Source organism: Nocardia sp. NBC_00881 (assembly GCF_045207455.1).
Taxonomy (GTDB): Bacteria; Actinomycetota; Actinomycetes; order Mycobacteriales; family Mycobacteriaceae; genus Nocardia.
The window spans coordinates 1,973,160-1,995,447 of the sequence record NZ_CP108798.1; the positions used below are offsets into that span (position 1 = coordinate 1,973,160).

Consider the following 22,288-nt stretch of genomic DNA (forward strand, 5'->3'; position numbering starts at 1 on the left):
GCGCAGTATCACGAGCCGATGCACCAATGAACCCAGCCGGTTCTTCTGCTGATAATCAACATTATGTCAAGTAGGCCGCGGGCGGTCCGGATAGCTCCGAAGTTTCACGGGTTCGGGTGCCGGAGTGCGCCCTTACCGATCTGTTCCCGGAGGATGTCGCCGTGACCTGCGTGCCTGGCGAATTCCTCGATCATGGCGAGCAGAGTCCATCGCATGCTGACCTTGCCCTCGCGGGGATTGTCCTTGGTGTCGTCGAGGTCGAAGCGGGACGCGATCACTCGTGATCGTTGGCTTGCGCGCTCGAACTCGGCGATGACGTCGGTCAGCGATTCGTCGTCGGCGACGGCGAAGGTGCCCTCGTCACGGTTGGAGTATCCGTCGCATTCGAATTTGTCGAGTCCCGCCCAGAAGCGTTGGAACCAGATCCGTTCCGCGGCGGCGGCATGCTTGATCAATGAGATCGGTGTCGTCAGCGACGTAACGAGTCGTCGGCGGGCGTCCGCGTCAGACAGGCCGCGTACGGTCTCGATAAGTGCTTCCCGGTTGCGATCGAGCATGTTCTCGATGATCGCTCGCTCGGTGCCGTTGGTAATTCGGATGGTATTCATGGGTTTTCGCTCCATTCTGTTGTGTGATTGAGGCCTGTGCGGTAGGTATCGGTCGGGCTGAACGACACAAGGCGGCGGTGAAGCGATCGATCTCGGGAGAGAGACGAAGAGTCCGGCGTCAGGGAACGACCAGGAAAGAGAGAGGCACTCGCCGCGCGGATTGCGAACCGAGCATGGGCGATACGGGCCCGCATCGACGCCGCAGCCCAGGCCTGTCAGGAGGCCTGACACAGGGTCAGTATGCCGTAAATCTTGATTCCGGGCGGGCTTCGGAGCAGTCGAATTCGATCAAAGCGAATATGCAGGATCACCAAGACCAAGGGGACGACGGCCAACCGTCCGCCCTGGTTCGCCGGCCCGGCGAACCGGTCTTCGGTTCGAACTCGCAGCTGCACTCGCGCCGAGGTCTACGCCTGATCACAGTGCGGCACCCCGTAAGCCATATCAGCTCACGGGGTGCCATACATTTGCGTGGACCTGGTGACGACGCCGATCAACGCCATGCGGTCTGGATCAAGAAAGTGTGTCAGCCAGCTCCGCATGTAATTCGAATAGCGCCGGGATCTGGTCAGCCGGCCGGCGGCCCATGCCGCACTCGGTGGCGATGCCGAAGTCCGCGACGGCGGTGCGGGCGGCTTCGATCCGGCGCAGTGCACCGTCTCGACCGTCGGTGGCGTGCACCAAGCCGAGGTACAGATCGGTTTCGGGCGGCAGCTCGAGATCGGCGAGGGGTTTGAAGTAGTCGGCGTCGGTACGCGACCGAGGGACCGGCATGTGGATCCAATCGACGCGCCTGCCCAACCCAGAAAGAATTCGGGTCGCGACCGAGACCAGCCGCCCGGTATCAGCGGGTTCGGCGAAGTGGCGGTGGCCGAAGTCGCCGTAGCACAGGTGGTATCCGAGTTCGACCGGCTCCGGAACCGCGGCGCCCAACCGGACCAGCCGCTGTGCGACTTCCTCGAGCTGAGTCGGATAGTCGCCGCCGAACCAGGACGGGAACACGCCTTCGAAGATGGCGAACTCGACCGCAGTATCCCATTGCACCGCAAGGTCTTCCGCCGGAATGCCGTCGACGATATGGGCCAGCTCGCTGCGCAGCTGCGCCTCATACCTGCCCTCCAACTCCCCCTGCGGTCCCGCGACGAACGCCCCGATCACCGCGATCGGCGTCGGCAGGCACACCTGGAATCGGGTGCCCTGCGGGATCACTCCTTCCTCCCGCAGCCGCCGGAAGACCTGCCACGACTCCAGGGCGGCGTCGGCGTAGCCCAAGGGGCCGAAGTCGATTGATGCCCCGTCTACGCCCGGTTTGGGTTGCACTCGTTCGCTCGGCCCGTATTCCGGGCTCGGCGGCGGAACGGTTTCCAGGTCCGGGTGTGCCTGCATCTTGGGCAGCTGCCACACCACCCAGTTGTCACGCACTCCTGTCTCACCATCCGGAATGCGCTTCAATCGAGAACCTATCCGCTGCGCTGCTTCCGAGAACACCGTCTGCGCATCCGCCAACGGAACGCTGCCGCACAGATGAACTCCGCGACCCCTACCCACTACAACCTCCCTACACATCGCTTACCGCTGGTCGAGCCGACCTGGTCGAAACCGGATTGTTGCCACGCATCGTCCCGCTCTGCGCGAGACCGAGCGATGGTGCGTGGTCGGGTCACAGGCTCGCGATGAGGTCGCGCTACGCGATGCAGCGTAAGCGCGGTCGCGCAATGAAGTTCCCCACATTTGGGAAGTGGTCGAGCGCGGCTCGGCCGCAGGAATCCGGCGATGCTGCGGTGGACAAATTTCGCTCGCAGCCAGGATGCGGGAGGCATCGCACGTGCTCAGATCATTTGTGGAGTCCGTGGATTGGGCGCGATCCGACAGAACATCGCCGAGCAGATCGGCCACCTCCGTCGGCTATGCGCAGCGCACACTTCTGTTCCAGCGCGACGGCCTGGTCTCGTAGCGGTACTGCTCCCTGCGAGTCTTCCAACCGTTCAACGCTGTCCGGCGATAGACGAGGTCTCGAACAAATGGTTCGCGGCGGCCCGCCGATCGTCGACGAGCAGCGACGCTCCCACCGCCAGGCGCTACGCCATTCCGGGTGGGCACGAATCGACTTGCACAATAAGGTTTCTGCCTGTCATAGATTCGGCGCTCACCGGAGGTCTCGTCACCATCTGCGACCTGCTCATCCTGATCAACGGACTGCCCGGTTCCGGGAAGTCGACGCTCGCGCCGACCTTGGCACAGGAGCTCGGCGCGCATCTCATCTCAAAGGACATCATCAAGGAGGCGTTGGGTTCCGGGCTCGACAAGGCGTCTGTCATACCGAATCTCGGAGCGATCGCGATGGACGCAACATGGGCGCTGAGTGCCGCACTACCAGGCGTAGTAGTGGTCGACTCCTGGTGGTTCAAACCGCGTGATTCACGGTTCGTCGCGAACGGAATCAACACCTCCGGCGCGACGCGAGCCGTCGAAGTCTGGTGTGCAGCGCCTCCCGATGTCGCATTGGCGCGATACCGCGGCCGTACCCGCGCCGCGCTCTACCACGATGACGCCCACCTCTCCCATGACTGGAACCGATGGGCGCGACTCGCCGAACCGATCGCCCTCGCCCCCGTCGTCTCCATCGACACCACCGCTCCGGTGGACTGCGCGGACCTTGCACGGCAGGTCATGGCGGCGGCGACGGTCGTCATCGATGATGTGCTGTAGCGCGAAACCGATAGTCTGCAGCTCGGGGTCGTTTCTGAGCGTCTAGGCCGTTTCTTCTTTTAGAAGTGGGTTGATTCGGATATAGGTTGGTTAGATGAATACATGTTTATATGCGCAGATGTACGTATCTAGATGTACCGTAGGAGTGATGCAGAAATAGCCCACATCCGGCGTCTCGGACGATTCAGGAACATCTAATTCAGATCGATGAACGCACCGTCGTTACCTGTCCAGGCTCCGCCTCGAGCACCTGCAACGCGCAACGTACGCACCGGGTTTCCACACCCTCCCCTAGCCCGCAACACGAGAGCAATAACCCAGGGCACCAGCGTCATTCAGATGAGCCAGCCAGGTCGGCAAGTTCCCCACTCACCTTTCGCCACCGCACAACGCCGTTCGCGCGACCGTACGAGGTTGAACTAATGTTCGGCCGGTGCTTGGACATTCACATGCGACCAGTGGCGCATTGGCCTGGTCGGCGGCGGCCGCGGTGCTTCCGGTCACGGTGCTGACCTATCCAGCTCTACAGGATGCGACGGGACATCTCGGCATCGTCGACCTGCTACTCGGGGTCTTCCTCACCGCTGGAGCGGCACTGCTCCCCGACGCGGACCACCCCGATGGAACGATCGCCCACGCACTGGGTCCGATTACACACTCCGCGTGCAAGCTCATCTCCTGGATCTCAGGCGGCCACCGTCACGCCACACACTCATTGGCGTTCGTCGCGGCAGTCGCCTACGGCACCTGGGCCGGCGAGCACTGGCTCGGACGATGGTTCACCCTGGGTCTCGTGTTCTTCCTGCTGGCGCTGGCCGTCCGCGCATTGCACCTGTGTCCGTCCGGCCACAGCTTCAAAGCGTGGGGACCCATCGTCGTCTTGGCCGCTGCGGGAACCTTCGCGATGGACCATTGGATCGCGGACAAGCCGGTATGGTTGCCGTTCGCCGTCGGCCTCGGTGCACTGGCCCACCTGATCGGCGACTGCCTCACCGACCATGGATGCCGATTGTTCTGGCCCTTCGACATCCGCGTCCGCTTCCCGATCATCGATCGAACCGGGAACAAAGTCGAAATCTGGATTGTGTCACCGCTGTTCACACTCGGCACCCTTGCCATTCTCTGGTACACGATTACACACCAGCCCTGATACCGCGTCGTCGGACGCGTGCTCCGTCCTCGAACGATAGGTGACGAACGAACTCCGGATGCCAGGCGATTCCAGGGCGATCTACAAGCAAAGTCCAGAAGTGGCCGCCCTGACGCTCCCCTGCCTCATTATGAGACGGCCGAGCTGGGCGGCCCTGGCTTCTTTGCGTTTTTGGTGGAGTGGATTGGTCGCGGTCGATTAGTGGAATGGCGATCCATGTTTAAATGCGCATATCTACGTAAGGACATGTTTCAAGGCTCTCTAGCTGACGCCGTCTCCAGCACTGGGCTTCGCCCACCTGGGGCCGTGGGCGCCACCTTCCCTAGCACTATTTCCCACGGAACTCCACACTCCCCCGGCTACCCTGATTGCATGCTCCCATCGACAATGCGGCCGGAGCGCTGGACTCCTCCGCACGCTCCGGCCCGCGCACGCCGAACCCGGAGCGTCCCACCACTTCCCGCAGTGAAGCGATTAGAGCTGCCCGGCAAAGGCCCCGAGGATGTGGTGCTCTCCCCCGACGGCAGGTTGATCGCAGGCACGGAGAACGGAGCGATCCTCAGCATCGATCCGGCGACCGGCGACGTGCGGGAACTCGCGAACACCGGCGGCCGCCCGCTCGGCCTACACGCCGACGCCGACGACCGCATTCTGATCTGCGATTTCGAGCTAGGGCTCCTGGAGCTGACCCCCGACGGCAAACTCACCGTACTGGTCGACGAGATCGACAGTGAACGACTCCGGTTCGCCAGCAACGTCGTTCGGGATACCGACGGGACGATCTACTTCTCCTCGTCATCGAGCCGGTACTCGCTCGACGAGTACATGGGCGACATCTTGGAGCACTCCGGGACCGGCCGCCTATTCCGCCGCGACCTTGCGGGCACGGTGGAGACCCTCATCGACAACCTCCAGTTCGCCAATGGCGTCGTTCTCGCACCCGACCGTTCCTGCGTGGTGGTCGCCGAGACCGGGGGCTACCGCGTGACTCGATACTGGCTGACCGGGCCCGAGGCGGGAACCTGCGATCGGCTGATCGAGAATCTGCCGGGATTCCCGGACAACATGGGCCTCGGCAGCGACGGCCTGATTTGGATTACCCTTCCCTCGCCGCGAAATCCGTTGCTGGATCGCCTTTTTCCGCTGCCGGGCATTCTGCGCCGCATCGTATGGATGCTTCCGGAGTGGATGCAGCCCAAACCGGCCAAAACGGTCTGGGTAATGGCGGTCGATTTCGAGGGCAAGGTGGTGCACGACCTCCAGATCGAGGGCACCGACTACTCGATGGTGACCGGTGTGGTGGAGCAGGACGGTGTGCTGTATCTGGGCAGTCTCATCGAGTCGGCGGTGGCTGTGTCGCGGGTGCCCTGAGCCGGCGACCCCCTGCTCCACCACGGAGCGGTCTACGGGGCCATGCCGTCCTGGCTCACGACAGAAGCTCAGCCCTCGTTTCCGCCCACGACACCGTCGGCCGGCGAGTCTCCGCTGGGCAGGACCTCGATTCGCTGCGCATCATGTCCCATTCGTTGTTCAGAGGAGGTCTTCGGGGTCGGCGTCCGCTTCTAGACGGACGTCGGCGGCGAACTGGGACTCGGGGTCGGCTTCTTCGGTGTGCGCGGCATACAGCAGCTGGCAGCCACGGATGCCGTCGAGGAGGTCTTCCAGGAGGTCGAGGGCTGGGCGCGCGGGATCGAGCCGGCTGATGCGAAAGCCGGCGAGCATCGCGTCGCGGGTGTCGGCGTCGACGCCGAATCTGTGTGCCTGCGCTTCGATGTCGGCGACCTGCGCGACGAGGCCCCAAGGCGTGGGTACGCGTCCTTCGTGCACCGCCATGGCTTCGGCGATGAGGTCGACGACCACGTCGGTCGGGGTCTCTCCGGCGCAGAGCCGTTCGAGGACCAGGGTGGGGGTCTCGACCTGGAGCGCTTCGATGTCGTCGGCTTCCGCGACGACATCGGTGGTCGGTACGTTCGCGGTCTCCCCCGCCACTTCGGCCGCCGCGTAGAGCCAATGGGCAGCGGCGACGGAGGCGGAGGCGGGATCGAGTTCGGTGAACAGTTCGATGGTGCCGAGTGGGTCGGAACGCAGCAGGGCGTCGGCGGCGTGGACTTGGGCCGGGGACACATCGGGCCGGGACAGTTCGACCGCTTGTCGTGCGCGGCCGGAGAGGTCGCCGCGCTCGGCGGATTCGATGGCCGCCTGCTCGGTGCGGACCTCGGCGAGCACGGTGTCGCGCAGTACGTCGGCGCCGATCTCGTGGAGGGTGCGTCCGACGCAGTGTGCGGATTCGACGACGCCGCTATAGGAGACGAGCAGTCCTTCTTCGGTGGGCAGGTTGGGGGTGCGCAAGGCTGCTTCGACTTCTTTGAAGTTCCTGCGTTCCTCGGCGCGACGCCACGCCTCGCTGTTGGGGACATCGGGGTCGCCTGCGGCGCTGGCCGGGTGGGTGTAGGTGCGCCACTGGAACCGCGACAGTGTGGTGAGGTTCGACGCCAGATCGGTGGCCTGGTCGGTAGTCACCTGTGGAGGTAGCGTGGCCACGGACTGGGCGAGGTCGCCTCGTCCGGTTGCCCAGGTGGCGACGAGGGCGGATCGGTCGGCGTCGAATGCGTATCGGGTCACCCGGCAAGTCTGCTCGATCTGTGGCGGATGCGCGCGGCCAAGTGGTCGGCCCCGCGGCGACGTGCGGCGTTTCGCGGGCGCATGCTGGGAAGATAGGGGTATGACTCTCGATCATGGTGATCCCGGCGATGCTCCTTCGGTTCCGCGGCCGCTGGCTCCGCTGCTGAATCCCGCTCGTCCCACGGCGGCGGAGGAGGCGAGAACCGTTGCGGCGGCGACGAATACCGCGACATTGGCCAGTCTCGCCGAGGACGGATCGCCGTGGGCGTCGTTGGTGACCTATGGGTTGTTGGACGGGCAGCCGGTGCTGTGTGTGTCGCGGCTGGCTGAGCACGGCCGCAATGTGGAAGGCGATCCGCGGGCGAGTCTGGCGATCGTGGCGCCGGATCCGCCGGCAGACCCGCTGGCGGGTACGAGGATCACACTGTCGGGTGTGGTGGAGCGTCCGGTCGGGGTGGAAGCGGTAGCCGCACGGGAGGCGCATCTGGCGGCGGTTCCCGCGGCGAGGACGTATATCGACTACAGCGATTTCTCGGTGTGGGTGTTGCGTGTGCGGCGGGTGCGCTGGGTCGGCGGTTACGGCCGGATGGATTCGGCTAGCGCCGAGCACTATGCGGCGGCCGAGCCGGACCCGGTGGCGCCGGTGGCGGCGCCTGCCATCGCGCATCTGAACGACGATCATGCCGACGCGTTGCTCGACATAGCGCGGGCGTGGGGCGGCTATCCCGATTCTACCGAGGCGAGTTGTGAGCGTGCCGACCGCTACGGGTTGGATCTGCGGGTGGTGACGCCGCGGGGGGTAGCACGCACGAGGGTGGGTTATGCGGCGCCGATTGGTTCGATCGGTCGGTTGCGGGAGGCGACCGTGGAGTTGGCGCGGCGATCGCGGCGGGATTGAGTGCTCGCGGAACCGTGACGGTACTGCGATCGGCGACACGGCCGGCTCTACACCTGAGGTCAGCAATCTGACAGTTACGCTACGGCGATGCATACACGCAGACGCCGGCGCGGGTGGACCGCGCCGTTCGCCGCGGCGGCCTTCTTGACGGCGTCCGGCGTTTCCGCTGCTCAGCCGCCTGGGCATGTGCCGGAGCTCGGTGCGGATTTCCTGTGGGGTGTGTCGGCGTCCGGGTTCCAGTCCGAAGGGCATGCACCGGACAGCAACTGGCGGCGCTATATTGCCTCGGGTGAGACGGCGGACCCGTACCGCGATTCGGTGGACTTCACCCGCCGCTATATCACCGACATCGGCCTAGCGGAACGGCTTGGGGTGAAGGTCTACCGGGTGGGTATCGAGTGGGCGCGGGTGCAGCCGGCGCCGGATACCTGGGACGAGGCGGCGTTCGGTTTCTATGACAACGTGATCGCCCGGATCGTCGCGGCGGGTATGCGGCCGATGCTGACCTTGGATCACTGGGTGTATCCGGGTTGGGCGTTGGAGCGTGGTGGGTGGCGCGACCACGGGATGGTCGAGAACTGGTTGGCGAACATGCGCAAGGTGGTGGACCGTTATGCCTCGCGTAATCCGCTGTGGGTGACGTTCAACGAGCCGGCCGCGTATGTCGGCACCGAGTTGCGCACCGGCGGGATCAGTGTCGAGGAGGCGCCGGCGATGCTGGATCGGATCGCGCAGGCGCACAACGATATCTACGATGTCATCCACCGGTTCCAGCCGGACGCGCAGGTGACCAGCAATCTGGGCTATGTGGCGGGTGCGGAGACCGAGGTCAATCAGCCGATCGTCGATCGGATCGCGGCGAAGTTGGATTTCGTCGGCGTCGATTACTATTTCGCTCGGCTGCCGGAGACCGGGGCGTCAGCGCAGGGTGGTGCCGAGGGCGGTCCACCGCTCTGGGAGTTGCCGGTGCAGCCGGAGGGTATCTACTACGCATTGCGGCATTACGCGCGGCAGTTCCCTGATCGGCCGCTGTATGTGGTGGAGAACGGTATCCCGACGGAGAACGGGAAGGCTCGTCCGGACGGATACAGCCGTGCCGACCATCTGCGGGACACGGTGTACTGGCTGCAACGCGCGAGGGCCGACGGCATGAACGTGATCGGCTACAACTATTGGAGTCTCACCGACAACTACGAGTGGGGTTCCTACGCGCCGCGGTTCGGTCTCTACACGGTCGATGTGCTCACCGATCCGACACTGGCTCGCCGCCCGACCGACGCGGTCGACGCGTATACCCGGCTTATCCGTGCGGGTGGGGTCGACGCGACCTATCTCCCGACCCGTGCCCCGGTTCCCTGCCTACAGATCGATGCGCCGGAAGCGTGCCCGGAGGACGGATCCGCTGAGGAGTGAATGGGTTTCGAACTCGTTTGCGGTACGCGCGCTCTTCGGCTCGGGTCGACGCAGCCTGGCCGTGCTGGACGGGGTGTTGTCGAGTCGGTCTCCGGTGCGGATCGAATGCGCTGGCATCGTGACGGGTGGCGTTTGTGGTACCTCCGGAGGTCCGGCGACGGCCGAGCTGGTGAGGGATGTGGGTGGCTGCGGTAACGTCGGCTGAGAGCACGTGTCGCGTTCGCGGGTGACGCACGGTCGACCCGGAAAGGTGATCGATGAGGTCCGATAGCCATCTTCCGCTTGCCATGGACTACACGGCGGCATCCTTTTCGGAGTACTTGCGCCAGTACGCACCGGAGTTGCTGCCTGACAACAGTGTCGACGGTGTGGGCATCGGCAGTGCGGACATCGCGCCGCATGGGACGACGATCGTGGCGGTCGGTTATCGCGGTGGGGTGCTGCTCGCTGGTGACCGTAGGGGGACCATGGCGCATCTGCTGTCGACTCGCGATATGGAGAAGGTTTTCATCACCGATACTTACTCGGCGGCGGGTTTCGCGGGCACGGTCGGTATGGCGCTGGAGCTGATCCGGTTGTTCGCGGTCGAGCTCGAGCACTACGAAAAGATCGAGGGCGCGTCGCTGACGTTCGACGGCAAGGCCAACAAGCTGTCGAAGATGGTGCGCGACAACCTGCCGGCCGCCCTGCAGGACATGGCGGTGGTCCCGATCCTGGTCGGTTATGACCTGGATGCTATCGATCCCGAGCAGGCCGCGCGGATCGTGTCTTTCGACGTGGTGGGTGGCCGTTACGAGGAACGGTTCGGCTATACGGCGGTCGGTTCGGGTTCGCTGTTCGCGAAGTCGGCGCTGAAGAAGACCTACCGTCGTGATATCGATGAGCAGGGGGCGTTGCGGATTGCCGTGGAGGCTCTGTTCGACGCGGCCGACGACGACACAGCGACGGGCGGTCCGGATCTGCTGCGTAATATCTATCCGACCGCGGTGGTGGTTGACGCCGAGGGCGCCGTCGAGGTCGGCAGTGAGCGTCTTGCGGAGATCGCCCGTGCGATCGTCAGCGATCGTGCCGCTGCGGAAGACACTGATGGCGGCGTTCGCTCCGCATGACGCAATCCGAAAATCGGTCGAGCGCCCAGGATTGATGCGCGCTACCGCGCCGCTTATCCGAGGGCGAATGTGATCGAACTCGCAAAGTTGACATGTTAAGCGTGTCACAGGAATTGCGTTGCGCAGCAAATCGAAGCCGGCGCGCTCCTTCGCATATCGAGGGGCTCACAACCGAGGGGAAAGACAAAAGCCAAGATCAGCGCCATCGGTGACAAGTTACCGGCCGGTTGGATCACAGTGCTGGTGTGCGGCGTCGGGACCGGCGACAACGCATGGGAGATCGATCACGCTTGATCCGTTCCGCATCGGCACTTACCGTAATTTACGTCGATGGCCGATGCCGCCCATTCGAATTCCACCTCACCGAAAAGCTGTGTTCCCAGCCACGGGGCAATTTGTCCATATGGACGTTATTGCCTTGGGCGGCTGAATAATTCACGCGACACCATCGAAACTGGAGCAATGGTACAACCAACCCCTTGGCAAGCGAACGAAGCGCGATCCCGTCGGAGCCAGAACTCCGCCCGCCCGACACTCGGCGCGGCGCCACGCGGGGAGGATCGTCGATCGGACTGGGGCTATCTGTTTGCCGCCGTCGGAAGCGTGGTCACCTTCATCCTGTTGTTCCAGCCGTGGCTTTCGGCATCCGGTTCGGGCGGCCGGGTCAGCACCGACGCCTTCGGCCGGGTAGACGGGATCACCAGCAGTGGCGTCGACGACTCGTCCAGCTACGGCGACTGGGGCGTGTCCAGCTTCGGCAACATGGAAATCACCGGCGTCTGGGGCTTGCTGGCGAGCGGCGCCATGGTGACAACTGTGTTCGCGGTGATAGCGCACCGGCGGCTGCGCACCGAGGTGCTCTCCTGTCTGATCATGGGTTCCAGCGCGGCCGTGGCGCTTCTGGTCCTCATCACCTTGATGTACCTCGATGCCAAGGGACCCGAACTTCGCAGCCTGACTGTCCAGCAAGAAGGGTTCGGCTCGATAATGGACAGGCTTTTGGGTGCGTCGACGGCTTCGGATGCCGATCCGCGTCCCATCGCCAGTGCAGGCTTGACTCCCGCGGCGTTGGTCGGCGGCTTGACGGCTTGCGGTACCGCGGTAGCCGCGCTCGCTCAGGGCACCCGCCGGTACGCGGCCAACCTGCTGTGGCGCGTCGCCGAGCCACAGCCGACGTCGCAGCCTGTGGCCGCGGTTGACGTACACATCGAGCAGACACCGTCGGAACCGGACAAAGGCCTGGCCCTGTGGGAGGAGCTGGTCTTCGACGACGATGTGATCGCGAACGTCACCTGGGTGCGGAATCCGTTGGCCGCGCCGCTGCACCAGACCCCCGACGGCTCGGCCACGCGCACCCCGATACTCATCGGCTAGCAGGGTGATAGGTGCCGCCACCGTGATCGTGGCGGCACCTTCGCCGCGGCCGGCGAAGTGATCGGCCTGGAACCGGACCCGTCTGCGCTGCGGCAGGGTCGGGATGTTCAGCAGCGCGCGCATGGTGAAGTACTCCCCCGTGTGGTCGATCGGCTGGACCCGGTCCGCGTCCAGCGCTGCGCCACCGTGTCCGTCGGAGGTCAGTACCCCGGGCTGCCAGCTATCGAACGCGGCCGCGTACACACTGACCGCACCACTGAGGCCAGTGAGGGTCTTCAGAAGTCGACGGCGCACGTCGGCATTGCCCATGGAGCTGACGCTAGCCGTGTCTGCTTCTGGACCCACGGGTTGCGATCAGCGTGATCCCTTCCGGCCGAGCCGGATCGAGAAACCCGAAGCTTCACCGAATTCTGTCCGAGCCGGGCTACGTCACGACCATGGCGGCGGGGCCCGCGGTGGCCTGCACCGCGGATGCCGCGGGGCGGCGGACGTCGCGGGGGCGTTCGTCAGTGGTCGACGATGCCGCTGATCTCGTTCGGCGCCGAAGGCAACGTGGTTGTCGCCGTGACGGCGTCGGTGGTGAGGTCGACTCGCAGGACCTTTTTCGTCGCCGGGTCGGACACATAGGCAATGGCGCCGCGGGCGAAAAGAGCCGGGCGCGGCTGCTGCCATTGCAGCGGTTCCTGCCACGGGTCGGTAACCTGTATCGTGCGCTCCACGGTGCCCGCGACCGGGTCGATGATGTGAATTCGGCCGTCGGTGCCGAGGACGAGAGCCTCGCCGCGCGGGCCACGGGCCAGCGAACGGAAGGTGTAGCTCGTGCCGATGCCGACAAGACGCAAGCTCCCCGTTGTGGTGTCGATCAGCGAAACCTGCTGCGGCCGTTCGAGTTCCGCATCCGGGTCTTGCTTGTAGTCGCCGAGCACGATCGGCGAGGCCTCGCTTCCGGATTGGTTGCCGATACGGCCGTAGGGTGTCGGGCTCGTCACCTTCGTGATTACACCGTTGCGATAGACCAGCGCACCGTTCTGGCAGCCGATCACGACTGCCTCGTCCTTCGCGGTGGCTTCGCCGTGCGCGCCCGCACAGTCCTCGTTGCGGGCAATTTCCTTTCGATCGCGGTCGAGGACGGCGATGCCGACACGCGTCTCCTCGGTGCCCAGCGTGACGACCAGTTGACCGTTGGCCAGTTCGATCGCGACGCCGTGGTGTGGCGCGGCCGAGCGATACATCTCCGTCCGCGGCTTGCCGGCGTCGAGCTGGGCGGGGTCGAAGACGGTGACCTCGCCAGTACCGTCGGCGAACAGCACCGTGCGCCCGGCGTGCCGCACGACGTGGCCGGGTTTCACCGCGGGAAAAGCGATATCGGTGAATTCGGCGTGCGCGGCGTCGAAGACGCGGAACCTGTCCTTGGTGGACACCATCAGGTGCTGACCGTCACCTACGGGATTGAGCCGATTGAAGCCGTCGAGCCGCACCTCGCCGCGCTGTTCCAGCGAGGTTCCGTCCAGGACGTAGATGCCGCCGTCGTAGGTGAGGGCGATCGGTTCGCCGATCGGCGGGTGCGCGGATTGGTCCGAACCGCATCCGCTCAGCGCGACCGTCGCGGCGATCAGACCGGACAGGGCCACGTTTGTGGTGGCTCGTGACCGACTAGGCATGTGCTGCTCCATTTCTCGTGCGACTTCTAGGCCGGAGGCGCGGTGAGCCCGCGGACGATGGCGGCTGTGTTGGTGCGCATCATGTCCAGGTAGCTGCCCGCTCCGCTGCCCGGCCGGGTGAGCGATTCGCTGTGCAGCGCGATCACCTGAATGTGTACGCCTACCTGGTCGGCCAGGACGCGGGCCAGTCGGTCGGGCTGGGAGGAGTCGGCGAAGATCGCGCCGACTCCCGCGGTGCGAATCGCGCCGGCGAGCGCGCCGAGATCCGACGGGCTGGGCGAGGCGAGCGTGGTACCGCTGGGGATCACCGCCCCGATCACCTGGAAGCCGAAACGCTGTGCCAGGTAACCGAAGACGTGATGGTTGGTCACCAGCTGCCGCCGTTCGGGCGGTATCACTGCGAACTGTTCGGCCATCCACCGGTCGAGCTGGTCGATCTCGGCGAGATATCGGTCGGTGTTCGCTCGCACCGTGTCGGCGTCGATGCCGCGCACATGGTCGAGGACGTGCGCGCTGATCACCTCGACGGCGCGGTGCACGCGATGTGGATCGGTCCAGAAATGCGGGTCGGCCCGACCGGCCGACTCGTCGGCCACGTAGCTGATCGGATCGATGTGGTCGGCCACCGCCAAGGCGGGCACTCCCGCGGAGCGGGCCGCGGCCACGTTGCGTGCCACCCTCTCCTCGAGACCGAGTCCGTTGTGCACGACCAGACCCGCGCGTTCGAGTTCAGCTGCCTGCTTGGCAGAGATCGCGAAGGAATGCGGATCGGTGTCGGGGGCCATCAGCACCGTCACGTCGGCCGCGTCACCGACGACGGCGCGGGTCAGGTCGCCGAGGATGTTGGTGGTGACGACGATTCCGCTGCGGTCGGCCGTGCTACCGCAGGCTGTCGGCGCCGCGAGTAGAAGGCAAGCGACCAGGACGCGGATCAGTATTCTCATCGACCGGTCTCCACCATCAGCGTCGGGGCGATGTCCAAGGGGAAGGTGCGGGCCGAGCGAAGGTTGTCGTTGTAGGCGATTTCGTGCACGGCGCGGCCTGCCGGGTCGTTGACGTAGGCACGGTTGGCGTCGACCTCGATCACCGGCAGCGTTCGGTCGCCCACTGGTGCGGCGAGCAGCGCAACTTGCGCGGTCTGCCTGCCGGTTCCGGCGTCGAGGGCGTGCAGGGTGCCGTCGCGGGTCAGCACCAGCAGTGCGGAGCCCTCCCCCGCGGTGTTCACCGCGACGGCGTCCGCGATCGGCACCCGAGTCCAGGTCTTCTTCCTGATGTCCAGCACCCAGACACCGTCGCTCCCGGCAAGGGCGGTCAGAGTGGTGCTGCCCGGGCGATGGGTGAATTCCGTGGCGCGGCCGCCCATTCCGCGCGGGTACGGGATTTTCTCGGTACCGAATGCTCCGTCGCGCCGCGCGAGCACCAGTGCGCCGTCGGCGCAGCCGATCGCGAGTCCGCGCCGTGTCACTGCGTGGCCGCGGGGGTCTGGGCAGGGCTCGGTGGCGGTCGCCGCGACCGCTCCATCTCGAGTCCGCACCTCGACTCGGTCAGGGGTGGCGACGACGAGGTGCTCGGCGTAGGGCACAGCGGCGCCGCGGTCGACGCGACCGCGTTCTATGATCGAACCGGCATCGAGCGAGCCGCGGTCGAGCAGAATCGTCCCACCGTTGTCGATGCCGACGGCCGCGATCATCGGATCGCTGTGCGCGTCGGACACTTCCGCGCCGGGCAGGGCACCGACGGTGCGGACCTGTGCGCGGTAGTAGTGGACATGGTCACCGTGGTCGACTATCCATGCGCCGCTGTCGACGACTCGCACCGAGTCCGCTGCGCCCAGATAGGCGAACCGACCGTCACCGGCGATGTGGCGTGCGCCTTGGACCTGGTCGGCCTTTATGACCGCTTCGGTGATGAGGTCGATGACCCGGACCGCGCCGGTGCTCCCGTCCGCCACCACGAGACGTGTCTGCGGCTCGGCCGTTTCCTCCGCGCCCGCGACATAGCCGTGTGTCGTCTCCTCGGTGACCGGAGCGTCTCCCCCGCCCGCGCCGCAGCCCAGCAATGGCAGAGCGGCGAGAACGACCATCAGCATGGCCCCCGCTCCTGCTCCGGCCGACCGGACCCGATCCCGTAGTGCGGAGGCCACCGCGGACACGAAGAACGTCGCCACCGCGACGGCGGCGATCGTGGCCCCGGCAGCGATGTCCGCATGCCATGAGATCCACAGTCCGGCGAAGGTGGACAGCGATCCCAGTGCGGCGGCGACGAGCATGATCACCGGGATGCGGCTCGACCAGTACATCGCCGCCGCGGGCGGGGCGATCAGCAACCCGAAGACGAGCAGGGTGCCGACGATGTGGAACGACGCGACGATCGCCAGCGTCACCAGGCCGACCAGCACGGCGTGCGCCGCCTTGGGGCGCAGTCCGAGCGTGTGCGCCTTGCGTGGATCGAAGGTGAGCGCGACGAAGGCCCGGTGGCCGAGGATGGCCACCGCCGCCGCGACCACGAGCGCGGCGGCCAGATAGCCGAGGTCGCGTTCGCGCACAGCCAGCACGTCGCCGAACAGGAAGCCGGTCAAGTCGACTGCGAACGACTGGGAGCGCGAAACGATGATCACACCGGTCGCGAGCATTCCGACGAACAGAAGTCCGATCGCGGTGTCGGGTGCGAACCGTCTATTGCGTCCGAGCACCGAGACACCGAACGCCATTGCCGCGCAACTGATCGCCGCGCCCAGCAACAGGTTGCCGCCGAGCAACGAGGCCACCGCGACCCCCGGCAGCATGCCGTGGGCCATCGCGTCGCCGAGAAAGGCCATGCCGCGCACCACCACCCATGTTCCGGCCAGTGCGCACACGCAGGACACCAGCAGCCCGCCCCACATCGCTCGTTGCACGAAAGCCACCTCGTACGGGGCGAACAGCCAGTCCATAGCGCAGCACCCTATAGTGATAATGATTATCGTTTCAATCGAGGTGATATGCGACACACTACGGGGCACGCGATCCGCGTCGAGCGGCTCCACGCTGGATACCACGGACGGCCGGTCCTCTACGACGTGACCGCGTCGATCCCGCACGGACGGATCACAGCGCTGGTCGGGCCCAACGGATCGGGAAAGTCGACGCTGATGGGCGTGCTGGCGGGCGTCGTGCGGCCGGAGCAGGGCTCCGTACACCGCACGAGCGTGCACCGTCCCGCATTCGTCATGCAGCACACCACGATTCCCGCGACGCTGCCGTTGACGGTCCGCGACACGGTCTCGATGGGCCGGTGGGCACATCGCGGCCCGTGGCGGCGGCTGTCCAGCGAGGACCACACCATCGTGCATCGCTGTCTGGAACGCATGGCCGTCGGCGATCTCGCGCCGCGTCGCCTCGACACCCTCTCCGGCGGTCAGCGCCAGCGTGTGTTGCTCGCCCAGGCGCTAGCCCAGGAATCAGACGTGCTCCTGCTCGACGAACCTGCCGCCGGCCTGGATTCGGAGTCGCACCAGGAGATTTCGCGCGTCCTCACCGAGCTCGGCGACCAGGGTGTCACCGTCGTCCACGCCACCCACGATCACGAGGAAGCACGGCGGGCCGACCACTGCCTCGTTCTGCGCGACGGGCAGGTCCGGGCCGAGGGGCCCCCGGCAACGGCATTGTCCGACCGGCGACCGCTCTGACGCGAGCCCGCTACCACAGGGTCTCAGTGGTAGCGGGCGACGGAAGCCGGGTCGTGGGCGGGCATCAGAACCTGGTCGGCGAAGGCGACGGTGGGCGGACAGCCCCGCTTTGATCCGGGGGTGCCGCTCGTGAAGGGTGTGCAGGGCAGCGGTCAGCCGGTCCAGTTCGGAGCGGGTCATGCCGGTCAGGGCGGAGTCGGACAAGATCCGCGGCTCCCGCCGGGGGGCGGGGTACCGGGTGCACTGTGTAGTTCCAGTCGCCGTGGTAAACGTGCCCACTGAGGGCGGCGGAGTCGTGGTCGGTATCGACATCGACCCAGCCGGCTACCACGCATAGACCCCGTACGGGATCGTCTTGCCCACAGTGATGCGCTAGGAATGTCGGGGCCGATATGATCGGTATGCGACCTTTCACGATGCGAACCCTTCATAGCAAACGCGATTCATGCGTGCGGGAGGTGGTCGGTGAACGGCATAGCGTTCGGCCGCTACCAGTTGCAGGAGCTGATCGGTGAGGGCGGCATGGGCCAGGTATGGCGGGCCTACGACACCGTCACCGACCGCATTGTGGCGGTCAAATTGCTGCCCGAACACTGCGCTACCGATCCCAGCTTCCGGGAAAGATTCCGACGCGAGGCTCACGACACCGCCCAGCTGCGCGAACCACATGTGGTCCCGATCCACGGCTACGGCGAAATCGACGGCCACCTTTACCTGGACATGCGCCTGATCGACGGCGCCGACGCGAAAACCCTACTCCTCCGCGAAGGTGCGATGAAGCCACAGACGGCGGTCGCGGTGATCACCCAAGCCGCGGCGGCGCTGGATGCGGCACACGCTCAAAGTTTGGTGCACCGCGACGTCAAACCATCCAACCTGCTGGTCACCGACAGCGGCTTCGTGTATCTGATCGACTTCGGCATCGCCCGCGCGGCCGACAACACCACCCTGACCAGCACCAACACGATGATCGGAACTTTGGCCTACATGGCTCCGGAACGATTCACCACCGGAGTCGCCGACGCCCGATCCGACGTGTATGCCCTCACCTGCGTGTTGTGCGAATGCCTGACCGGAACCCCGCCCTATCCGGGCAACAGCGCCGAGCAACAGATCGCAGCACACCTGACGGCCGACCCCCCGGCACCTAGTCTGCGGCGACTCGACCTACCGGCCGGTTTCGACGACGTCGTCGCCCGGGGCATGGCGAAAAGCCCGGACGACCGCTACCCGACCGCCGGAGAGCTGGCCGCCGCCGCCGACCGCGCACTCACCACCGCTCCCACAGCTATCACCGGAGATACCAGTAGAACCACCGCCACATCAATACCGAAGCCCGGCTTCGAAGGTCACAGCGATCGGCCCGACACACCGCCGACGATCCCGTCCATGGGACCGGACGCGGAGCAAAAATCCACGGTCGATTCCGGACCTTCCATGCACCTCGCCGGCCTGCGACCCAGTCGATCCGAATCGGGGAAGACCCGACGAGACGGCCCTGCACCGCCACGACGTCAACGGCCCGTCACCCGTGTAACGGCGGCCGTGGTCGCCATGCTGATCGCCGCCGCGATGGTGGCGGGAGTCTGGCAACTGACCCACCGCTCGAAGCCCGAACTCGCCTTCGACGGCAAGTACGAGGTCACCTACACACCCCGAACTCTGAACGGGAAACCGGACGACCGGCCCCGGAGTACCAGGGTGTGGTCGGTTCGATCACACTGCCCGCCGCACAGCGAACGCTGCGTAGCCTCGATAACCAGCCAGAACCCGTCCCAGCCGGAGACAGCCCCGGTCCAGTTCGTCGCAGACTATCGCGACGGCACATGGATGGCCACAAGAGAGCTATCGCCCCAGCCCGATCCCGATTGCGAAAGTCCGATCACCAACGCGCCTCAAAACGCCCCGTTATGGCAGAGAGTCCAATTCCGATCCGACGCCCCGTCGTGGGCCGGAACCTACTCCGGCTTCGCCGGAGGACCCTGCGCATACATCCTGGAGAAAGGGATGACGCTCTCCCGCATCGGCGACATCGACCCGAATGTCGCCGTAATCCCGCCCGAAACCATTCCCGACCGCGTCGGTACCCCGCCCATCGCACTGATCAGCGGCACCTACGACGTGACCGTCACCTACATTGCGACGCCGGATGTTCTCAACCCCCCAGCGCCGAACAAGATCCGGCAACGATACGACACCATCTGCGTGCGCGGCGGCGACCGCTGCGCCGCAACGACACAGGCAGATCCTCGCGCAGATCCGCGCGCCATCTTTTCTCCGTTGTTCGTGCTCGAAGGCGGGGCATGGCGGAGCGACTACGACGGTCCTTACCCCTGCTACGTGGGATCGAACGAGCCGCACACCAACGCGACATTTCATTGGGAGCTGTTCCAGTCCGATGCGGGACCCGACCCCACCGAGTTATTTACCGGCACATGGGTCCGCGACAAAGCCGACCCTTGTCCCGCCACCAGCCGCGCTACCGTCGACATGCAGCGGGTCAGCTCGGTCGGCCACCAACCGGGGGCATTCGGGCCAACAGTTTCCTAAGGCCGAGACCGCGCTCACTCGGAACGCCACCAGACGCGGACACAGCCGCAGCAGCGGCCCAGCGACGATCGGCCGATTCCACGGCCACCACCGCCACGATCCGCGCCGACCTCATCGAGATCCCCACCCGGCTGGCAACCCACGGCCGTCAACAGATCTGGCAACTCCCACACCGGTGGAGACAGCCCTGCGGTTCCACCGGGTGCGTCATCCGATGATGTCGGCACCGGGGTGGGCGAGGCTCCATTCCGACCATTTCGAAAGATAGCCGTCCGGGGCATGGGACAGCTGACGACCTCGATGCGGACCGCTGTGACAGGCTCCGAGGTGATCCCAGGTGCCGCCGAGATGGTCGACGAGGCTGCCGGGACGGAACTCGACGGCAGCTTCGTCCAGCTCACGTTCGAAGACCAGCCCACGGAAGTCACCCGCCAGGGTGAACAGCAACGGTCGCCCGGCGAGTTCGGTCTGCAGGACGCCGCCGTGGGAGCGCAGTGCCGCCACGGGTATCGCGACGGCGGCGCCCGTGGCCGCGTCACCGGCGCCCAAGACCAGCTCCGTCGGCGGCAGTCGGTGATCGATGAGCGCGGGACTGTGCAGGCGCACCTCCCGTAGACTGGTGTGGGCGGCGTCGGGATCGAGTACCCCGGGCAGGTCGGCCACATGCGGGCGGGTGCGCATCTCGTCACCGGCCAACGCAACGGTCGTCGCCGGAAAATCGCGCGACCACGTACCCCAGTGGTCGATGAAGGCCGGGAGCCTCCGCAGCTGCGCGCCCGCGAGCGGTCCGCTGTGCGCGCGGCCGGTGAACGGATGCCAGCGGCTGTGCGTTTCGACATCCGCGATAGTGAAGGTCCCAAGCGCCCGGTACGGACTGTTGGCTGTTCGCTCCACCAGGCTGAACACCAGTGGTTGAGCACCGTCGCTGTCGGGGATCGGAACGAACGCCGATGTCGCACTACATGCCTCGCACAGGCTCAGCACCACGGGGGTGGTGGGAAACCACGGATATCCCGGTTCGCCGGTTCCGGTCATCGCCTCTGTCCACAGGTAGCCTTCAGGCTCCTCGGACAGCAGAAACGTATCGTTGACCAAGTGGTGGTTGGCGAGGATCCACCACGGATAGGCTCGCGCCTGCGCACCGACGAGCACACCGACCACCGGATCGTCGTCACGCATGTGATCCGCGCGGTTCGCATCGACGACCGGCGGGTTGTTCAGCGGCAGGAACCAGGGCCGCTTCCGCGCCGGGGAGAAGCCATCGGCGCGGCTCATCGGGAATCTCCGCCTTCATTCCTGCCGAGGAAGGCGAACAGCTCTTCCTTGTCGATGATCGGCTCATTCCGCTCATAGGCAACGGATTTGACCCAGCGCAACGCCGCGTCGAGTTCACCGTCGGTGAGGGCGATGCCGTGTTGTGCGACCACCGCCTGCAGGACCCTTTTGCTGGCAAGCTGAGTGATCTCGATCCGCGGCTCGACTCCGAGCACGGCCATCGGATCGAAGGGACGGAACACACCTCGATCCAGGAATGGTGTGCCGGTGGAGATCGAATTCACGCCGGTGCCGCAGATGGGGTCGGTGACCTTCAGCGGCACCCCGGTGATCCGGCTGACATTCGCTGCGATCGGTACGACCCGGTGCAGATCGGGAGGCTGCTCCCACAGGTCGACGGGCTCCCCCACCGCGCTCTTCACCGAACAGACGACGCCGGAAAGTGCGACGACCACCTGTTCGGTCGCCGCGAGCCCGTTCCGCTCGCCCAAGCCCATCCAGGAGGACGCGACCACACGGACGCCCTGCGCCACCGATTCCATGATGTTGGCCAGCGCAAAGCCGAGATCGTTGTGCAGATGGACCCCCACCACCGCGTGCGCGATGCTGGGGTCGGCGCAGAGCCGTTCGACGAAATCCCTGGTCTGCCGCGGAAAGAAACGCCCGGCGGTGTCGCACACCTTGACGATCGATGCTCCCGCCGCATCGAGTGCGGCAACCACGTCCGCGACGTACTGGGGTTCGTTGGCGTCCGCGCCCGAGAGCGCCACGTCGATCGGGATACCGCCACAAGTGTCGAGAGCGTAGGCGAGGCAGTCGAGTCCGCGCTGGAGTGCCTGCGCCCGCGAAGCCATGCCCAGCGCGTGCGCCAGCGCATCGGACGCCGGGATCCAGAAGGTGATTCTGGGATGTGCGGCGTCGCGCAGCGCGGTACGGCCGAGGTCGATATCGTGCCGCGTGGCTCGGCCGTGTGAGGCGAGCGAGCAGTTGTCGACGCTTTCGGCGAGCACCCGCATGGTCTGCACCTCTTCGGGGCCGATCGCGGGGAAACCCGCGGCGAAGATCACCTGGCTCGGCCCTTCGGAGCCGAAGATGCCGCCGGTCTCACGGGCGATGAGCGCGCGTTCGGACCCGCTCATGATCGTCTTCGCCTGCGCTCCGTCGCGCGCGGACTCCTCCCAGATCACAAGCCTGCCACGGGATGCGGCCTGTTTCGGCCGGTCGTGTGCGCCCATGGGACGTCCTCTCCGAT

General features: G+C 65.8%; 17 protein-coding genes. 9 read left to right on the forward strand and 8 right to left on the reverse strand.

Going from position 1 to position 22,288, the window contains the following annotated elements; all coding sequences use genetic code 11:
* Positions 1–104: 104 nt before the first annotated feature.
* The gene (locus tag OH799_RS07930; RefSeq protein ID WP_406277206.1) at positions 105–608 is read right to left on the reverse strand and encodes a DinB family protein; all 504 of its coding nucleotides are present in this window, start codon (positions 606–608) and stop codon (positions 105–107) included.
* A gap of 513 nt (positions 609–1,121) precedes the next feature.
* Positions 1,122–2,030 (reverse strand): hypothetical protein, encoded by a 909-nt coding sequence (locus OH799_RS07935; protein ID WP_406277209.1) that lies wholly within the window; start codon positions 2,028–2,030, stop codon positions 1,122–1,124.
* 351 nt (positions 2,031–2,381) lie between these two features.
* Between OH799_RS07935 and OH799_RS07940 the strand changes: the two genes are divergently transcribed.
* From OH799_RS07940 to OH799_RS07950, 3 genes are all read left to right on the forward strand, one after another.
* Complete coding sequence (locus OH799_RS07940; RefSeq protein ID WP_406277212.1) at positions 2,382–3,317, forward strand: AAA family ATPase; 936 nt, start codon at positions 2,382–2,384, stop codon at positions 3,315–3,317.
* Positions 3,318–3,750: 433 nt separating this feature from the next.
* Positions 3,751–4,467, forward strand: coding sequence for a metal-dependent hydrolase (locus OH799_RS07945; RefSeq protein ID WP_406277215.1), 717 nt, complete (start codon positions 3,751–3,753; stop codon positions 4,465–4,467).
* A 465-nt stretch (positions 4,468–4,932) separates the two neighbouring features.
* Positions 4,933–5,838 (forward strand): SMP-30/gluconolactonase/LRE family protein, encoded by a 906-nt coding sequence (locus OH799_RS07950; protein WP_406277218.1) that lies wholly within the window; start codon positions 4,933–4,935, stop codon positions 5,836–5,838.
* A 159-nt stretch (positions 5,839–5,997) separates the two neighbouring features.
* Here the strand turns inward: OH799_RS07950 and OH799_RS07955 are convergent, their stop codons facing one another.
* Positions 5,998–7,089 (reverse strand): hypothetical protein, encoded by a 1,092-nt coding sequence (locus OH799_RS07955; RefSeq protein ID WP_406277221.1) that lies wholly within the window; start codon positions 7,087–7,089, stop codon positions 5,998–6,000.
* A 100-nt stretch (positions 7,090–7,189) separates the two neighbouring features.
* Between OH799_RS07955 and OH799_RS07960 the strand changes: the two genes are divergently transcribed.
* The 4 genes from OH799_RS07960 (at position 7,190) to OH799_RS07975 (ending at position 11,883) form a co-directional block, all read left to right on the forward strand.
* Positions 7,190–7,987, forward strand: coding sequence for a HugZ family protein (locus OH799_RS07960; protein WP_406277224.1), 798 nt, complete (start codon positions 7,190–7,192; stop codon positions 7,985–7,987).
* Positions 7,988–8,074: 87 nt separating this feature from the next.
* Positions 8,075–9,400, forward strand: coding sequence for a family 1 glycosylhydrolase (locus OH799_RS07965; protein ID WP_406277227.1), 1,326 nt, complete (start codon positions 8,075–8,077; stop codon positions 9,398–9,400).
* Between the two features lie 257 nt (positions 9,401–9,657).
* Positions 9,658–10,509, forward strand: a complete 852-nt coding sequence (gene prcB, locus OH799_RS07970) for a proteasome subunit beta (RefSeq protein WP_406277230.1) — start codon at positions 9,658–9,660, stop codon at positions 10,507–10,509.
* Between the two features lie 603 nt (positions 10,510–11,112).
* On the forward strand, positions 11,113–11,883 hold the full coding sequence (locus tag OH799_RS07975) for a hypothetical protein (protein ID WP_406277233.1): 771 nt from the start codon (positions 11,113–11,115) through the stop codon (positions 11,881–11,883).
* 506 nt (positions 11,884–12,389) lie between these two features.
* Here OH799_RS07975 and aztD read toward each other — a convergent pair.
* The 3 genes from aztD to aztB are packed head-to-tail and all read right to left on the reverse strand — an operon-like array spanning position 12,390 to position 16,476.
* Positions 12,390–13,544 (reverse strand): zinc metallochaperone AztD, encoded by a 1,155-nt coding sequence (gene aztD / locus OH799_RS07980; RefSeq protein ID WP_406277236.1) that lies wholly within the window; start codon positions 13,542–13,544, stop codon positions 12,390–12,392.
* A 26-nt stretch (positions 13,545–13,570) separates the two neighbouring features.
* Positions 13,571–14,488 (reverse strand): zinc ABC transporter substrate-binding protein AztC, encoded by a 918-nt coding sequence (gene aztC / locus OH799_RS07985; protein WP_406277239.1) that lies wholly within the window; start codon positions 14,486–14,488, stop codon positions 13,571–13,573.
* Positions 14,485–16,476: a zinc ABC transporter permease AztB gene (gene aztB, locus OH799_RS07990; RefSeq protein ID WP_406277242.1), complete on the reverse strand. Its 1,992-nt coding sequence runs from the start codon at positions 16,474–16,476 to the stop codon at positions 14,485–14,487. Before aztB ends, aztC begins: the two co-directional genes overlap by 4 nt.
* 48 nt (positions 16,477–16,524) lie before the next feature.
* Here aztB and aztA point away from each other — a divergent pair, with 48 nt between their 5' ends.
* Both aztA and OH799_RS08000 read left to right on the forward strand, forming a co-directional pair.
* The gene (gene aztA / locus OH799_RS07995) at positions 16,525–17,211 is read left to right on the forward strand and encodes a zinc ABC transporter ATP-binding protein AztA (RefSeq protein ID WP_406277245.1); all 687 of its coding nucleotides are present in this window, start codon (positions 16,525–16,527) and stop codon (positions 17,209–17,211) included.
* Positions 17,212–17,676: 465 nt separating this feature from the next.
* The gene (locus tag OH799_RS08000; protein ID WP_406277248.1) at positions 17,677–19,761 is read left to right on the forward strand and encodes a serine/threonine-protein kinase; all 2,085 of its coding nucleotides are present in this window, start codon (positions 17,677–17,679) and stop codon (positions 19,759–19,761) included.
* Between the two features lie 207 nt (positions 19,762–19,968).
* Here OH799_RS08000 and OH799_RS08005 read toward each other — a convergent pair whose 3' ends face one another.
* Both OH799_RS08005 and OH799_RS08010 read right to left on the reverse strand, forming a co-directional pair.
* On the reverse strand, positions 19,969–21,036 hold the full coding sequence (locus OH799_RS08005) for a DUF3179 domain-containing (seleno)protein (RefSeq protein WP_406277251.1): 1,068 nt from the start codon (positions 21,034–21,036) through the stop codon (positions 19,969–19,971).
* The gene (locus tag OH799_RS08010) at positions 21,033–22,271 is read right to left on the reverse strand and encodes a hypothetical protein (protein ID WP_406277254.1); all 1,239 of its coding nucleotides are present in this window, start codon (positions 22,269–22,271) and stop codon (positions 21,033–21,035) included. Before OH799_RS08010 ends, OH799_RS08005 begins: the two co-directional genes overlap by 4 nt.
* Positions 22,272–22,288: the final 17 nt, after the last annotated feature.

What these genes read in the sequence shown, in the direction of transcription:
- aztB (WP_406277242.1), bottom strand. Translation starts at nt 16,476, where the DNA reads ATGGACTGGCTGTTCGCCCCGTACGAGGTGGCTTTCGTGCAACGAGCG.
- OH799_RS07960 (WP_406277224.1), top strand. Translation starts at nt 7,190, where the DNA reads ATGACTCTCGATCATGGTGATCCCGGCGATGCTCCTTCGGTTCCGCGG.
- OH799_RS08010 (WP_406277254.1), bottom strand. Translation starts at nt 22,271, where the DNA reads ATGGGCGCACACGACCGGCCGAAACAGGCCGCATCCCGTGGCAGGCTT.
- aztC (WP_406277239.1), bottom strand. Translation starts at nt 14,488, where the DNA reads ATGAGAATACTGATCCGCGTCCTGGTCGCTTGCCTTCTACTCGCGGCG.
- aztA (WP_406277245.1), top strand. Translation starts at nt 16,525, where the DNA reads ATGCGACACACTACGGGGCACGCGATCCGCGTCGAGCGGCTCCACGCT.
- OH799_RS08005 (WP_406277251.1), bottom strand. Translation starts at nt 21,036, where the DNA reads ATGAGCCGCGCCGATGGCTTCTCCCCGGCGCGGAAGCGGCCCTGGTTC.
- OH799_RS07965 (WP_406277227.1), top strand. Translation starts at nt 8,075, where the DNA reads ATGCATACACGCAGACGCCGGCGCGGGTGGACCGCGCCGTTCGCCGCG.
- OH799_RS07930 (WP_406277206.1), bottom strand. Translation starts at nt 608, where the DNA reads ATGAATACCATCCGAATTACCAACGGCACCGAGCGAGCGATCATCGAG.
- OH799_RS07940 (WP_406277212.1), top strand. Translation starts at nt 2,382, where the DNA reads ATGCTGCGGTGGACAAATTTCGCTCGCAGCCAGGATGCGGGAGGCATC.
- prcB (WP_406277230.1), top strand. Translation starts at nt 9,658, where the DNA reads ATGAGGTCCGATAGCCATCTTCCGCTTGCCATGGACTACACGGCGGCA.
- aztD (WP_406277236.1), bottom strand. Translation starts at nt 13,544, where the DNA reads ATGCCTAGTCGGTCACGAGCCACCACAAACGTGGCCCTGTCCGGTCTG.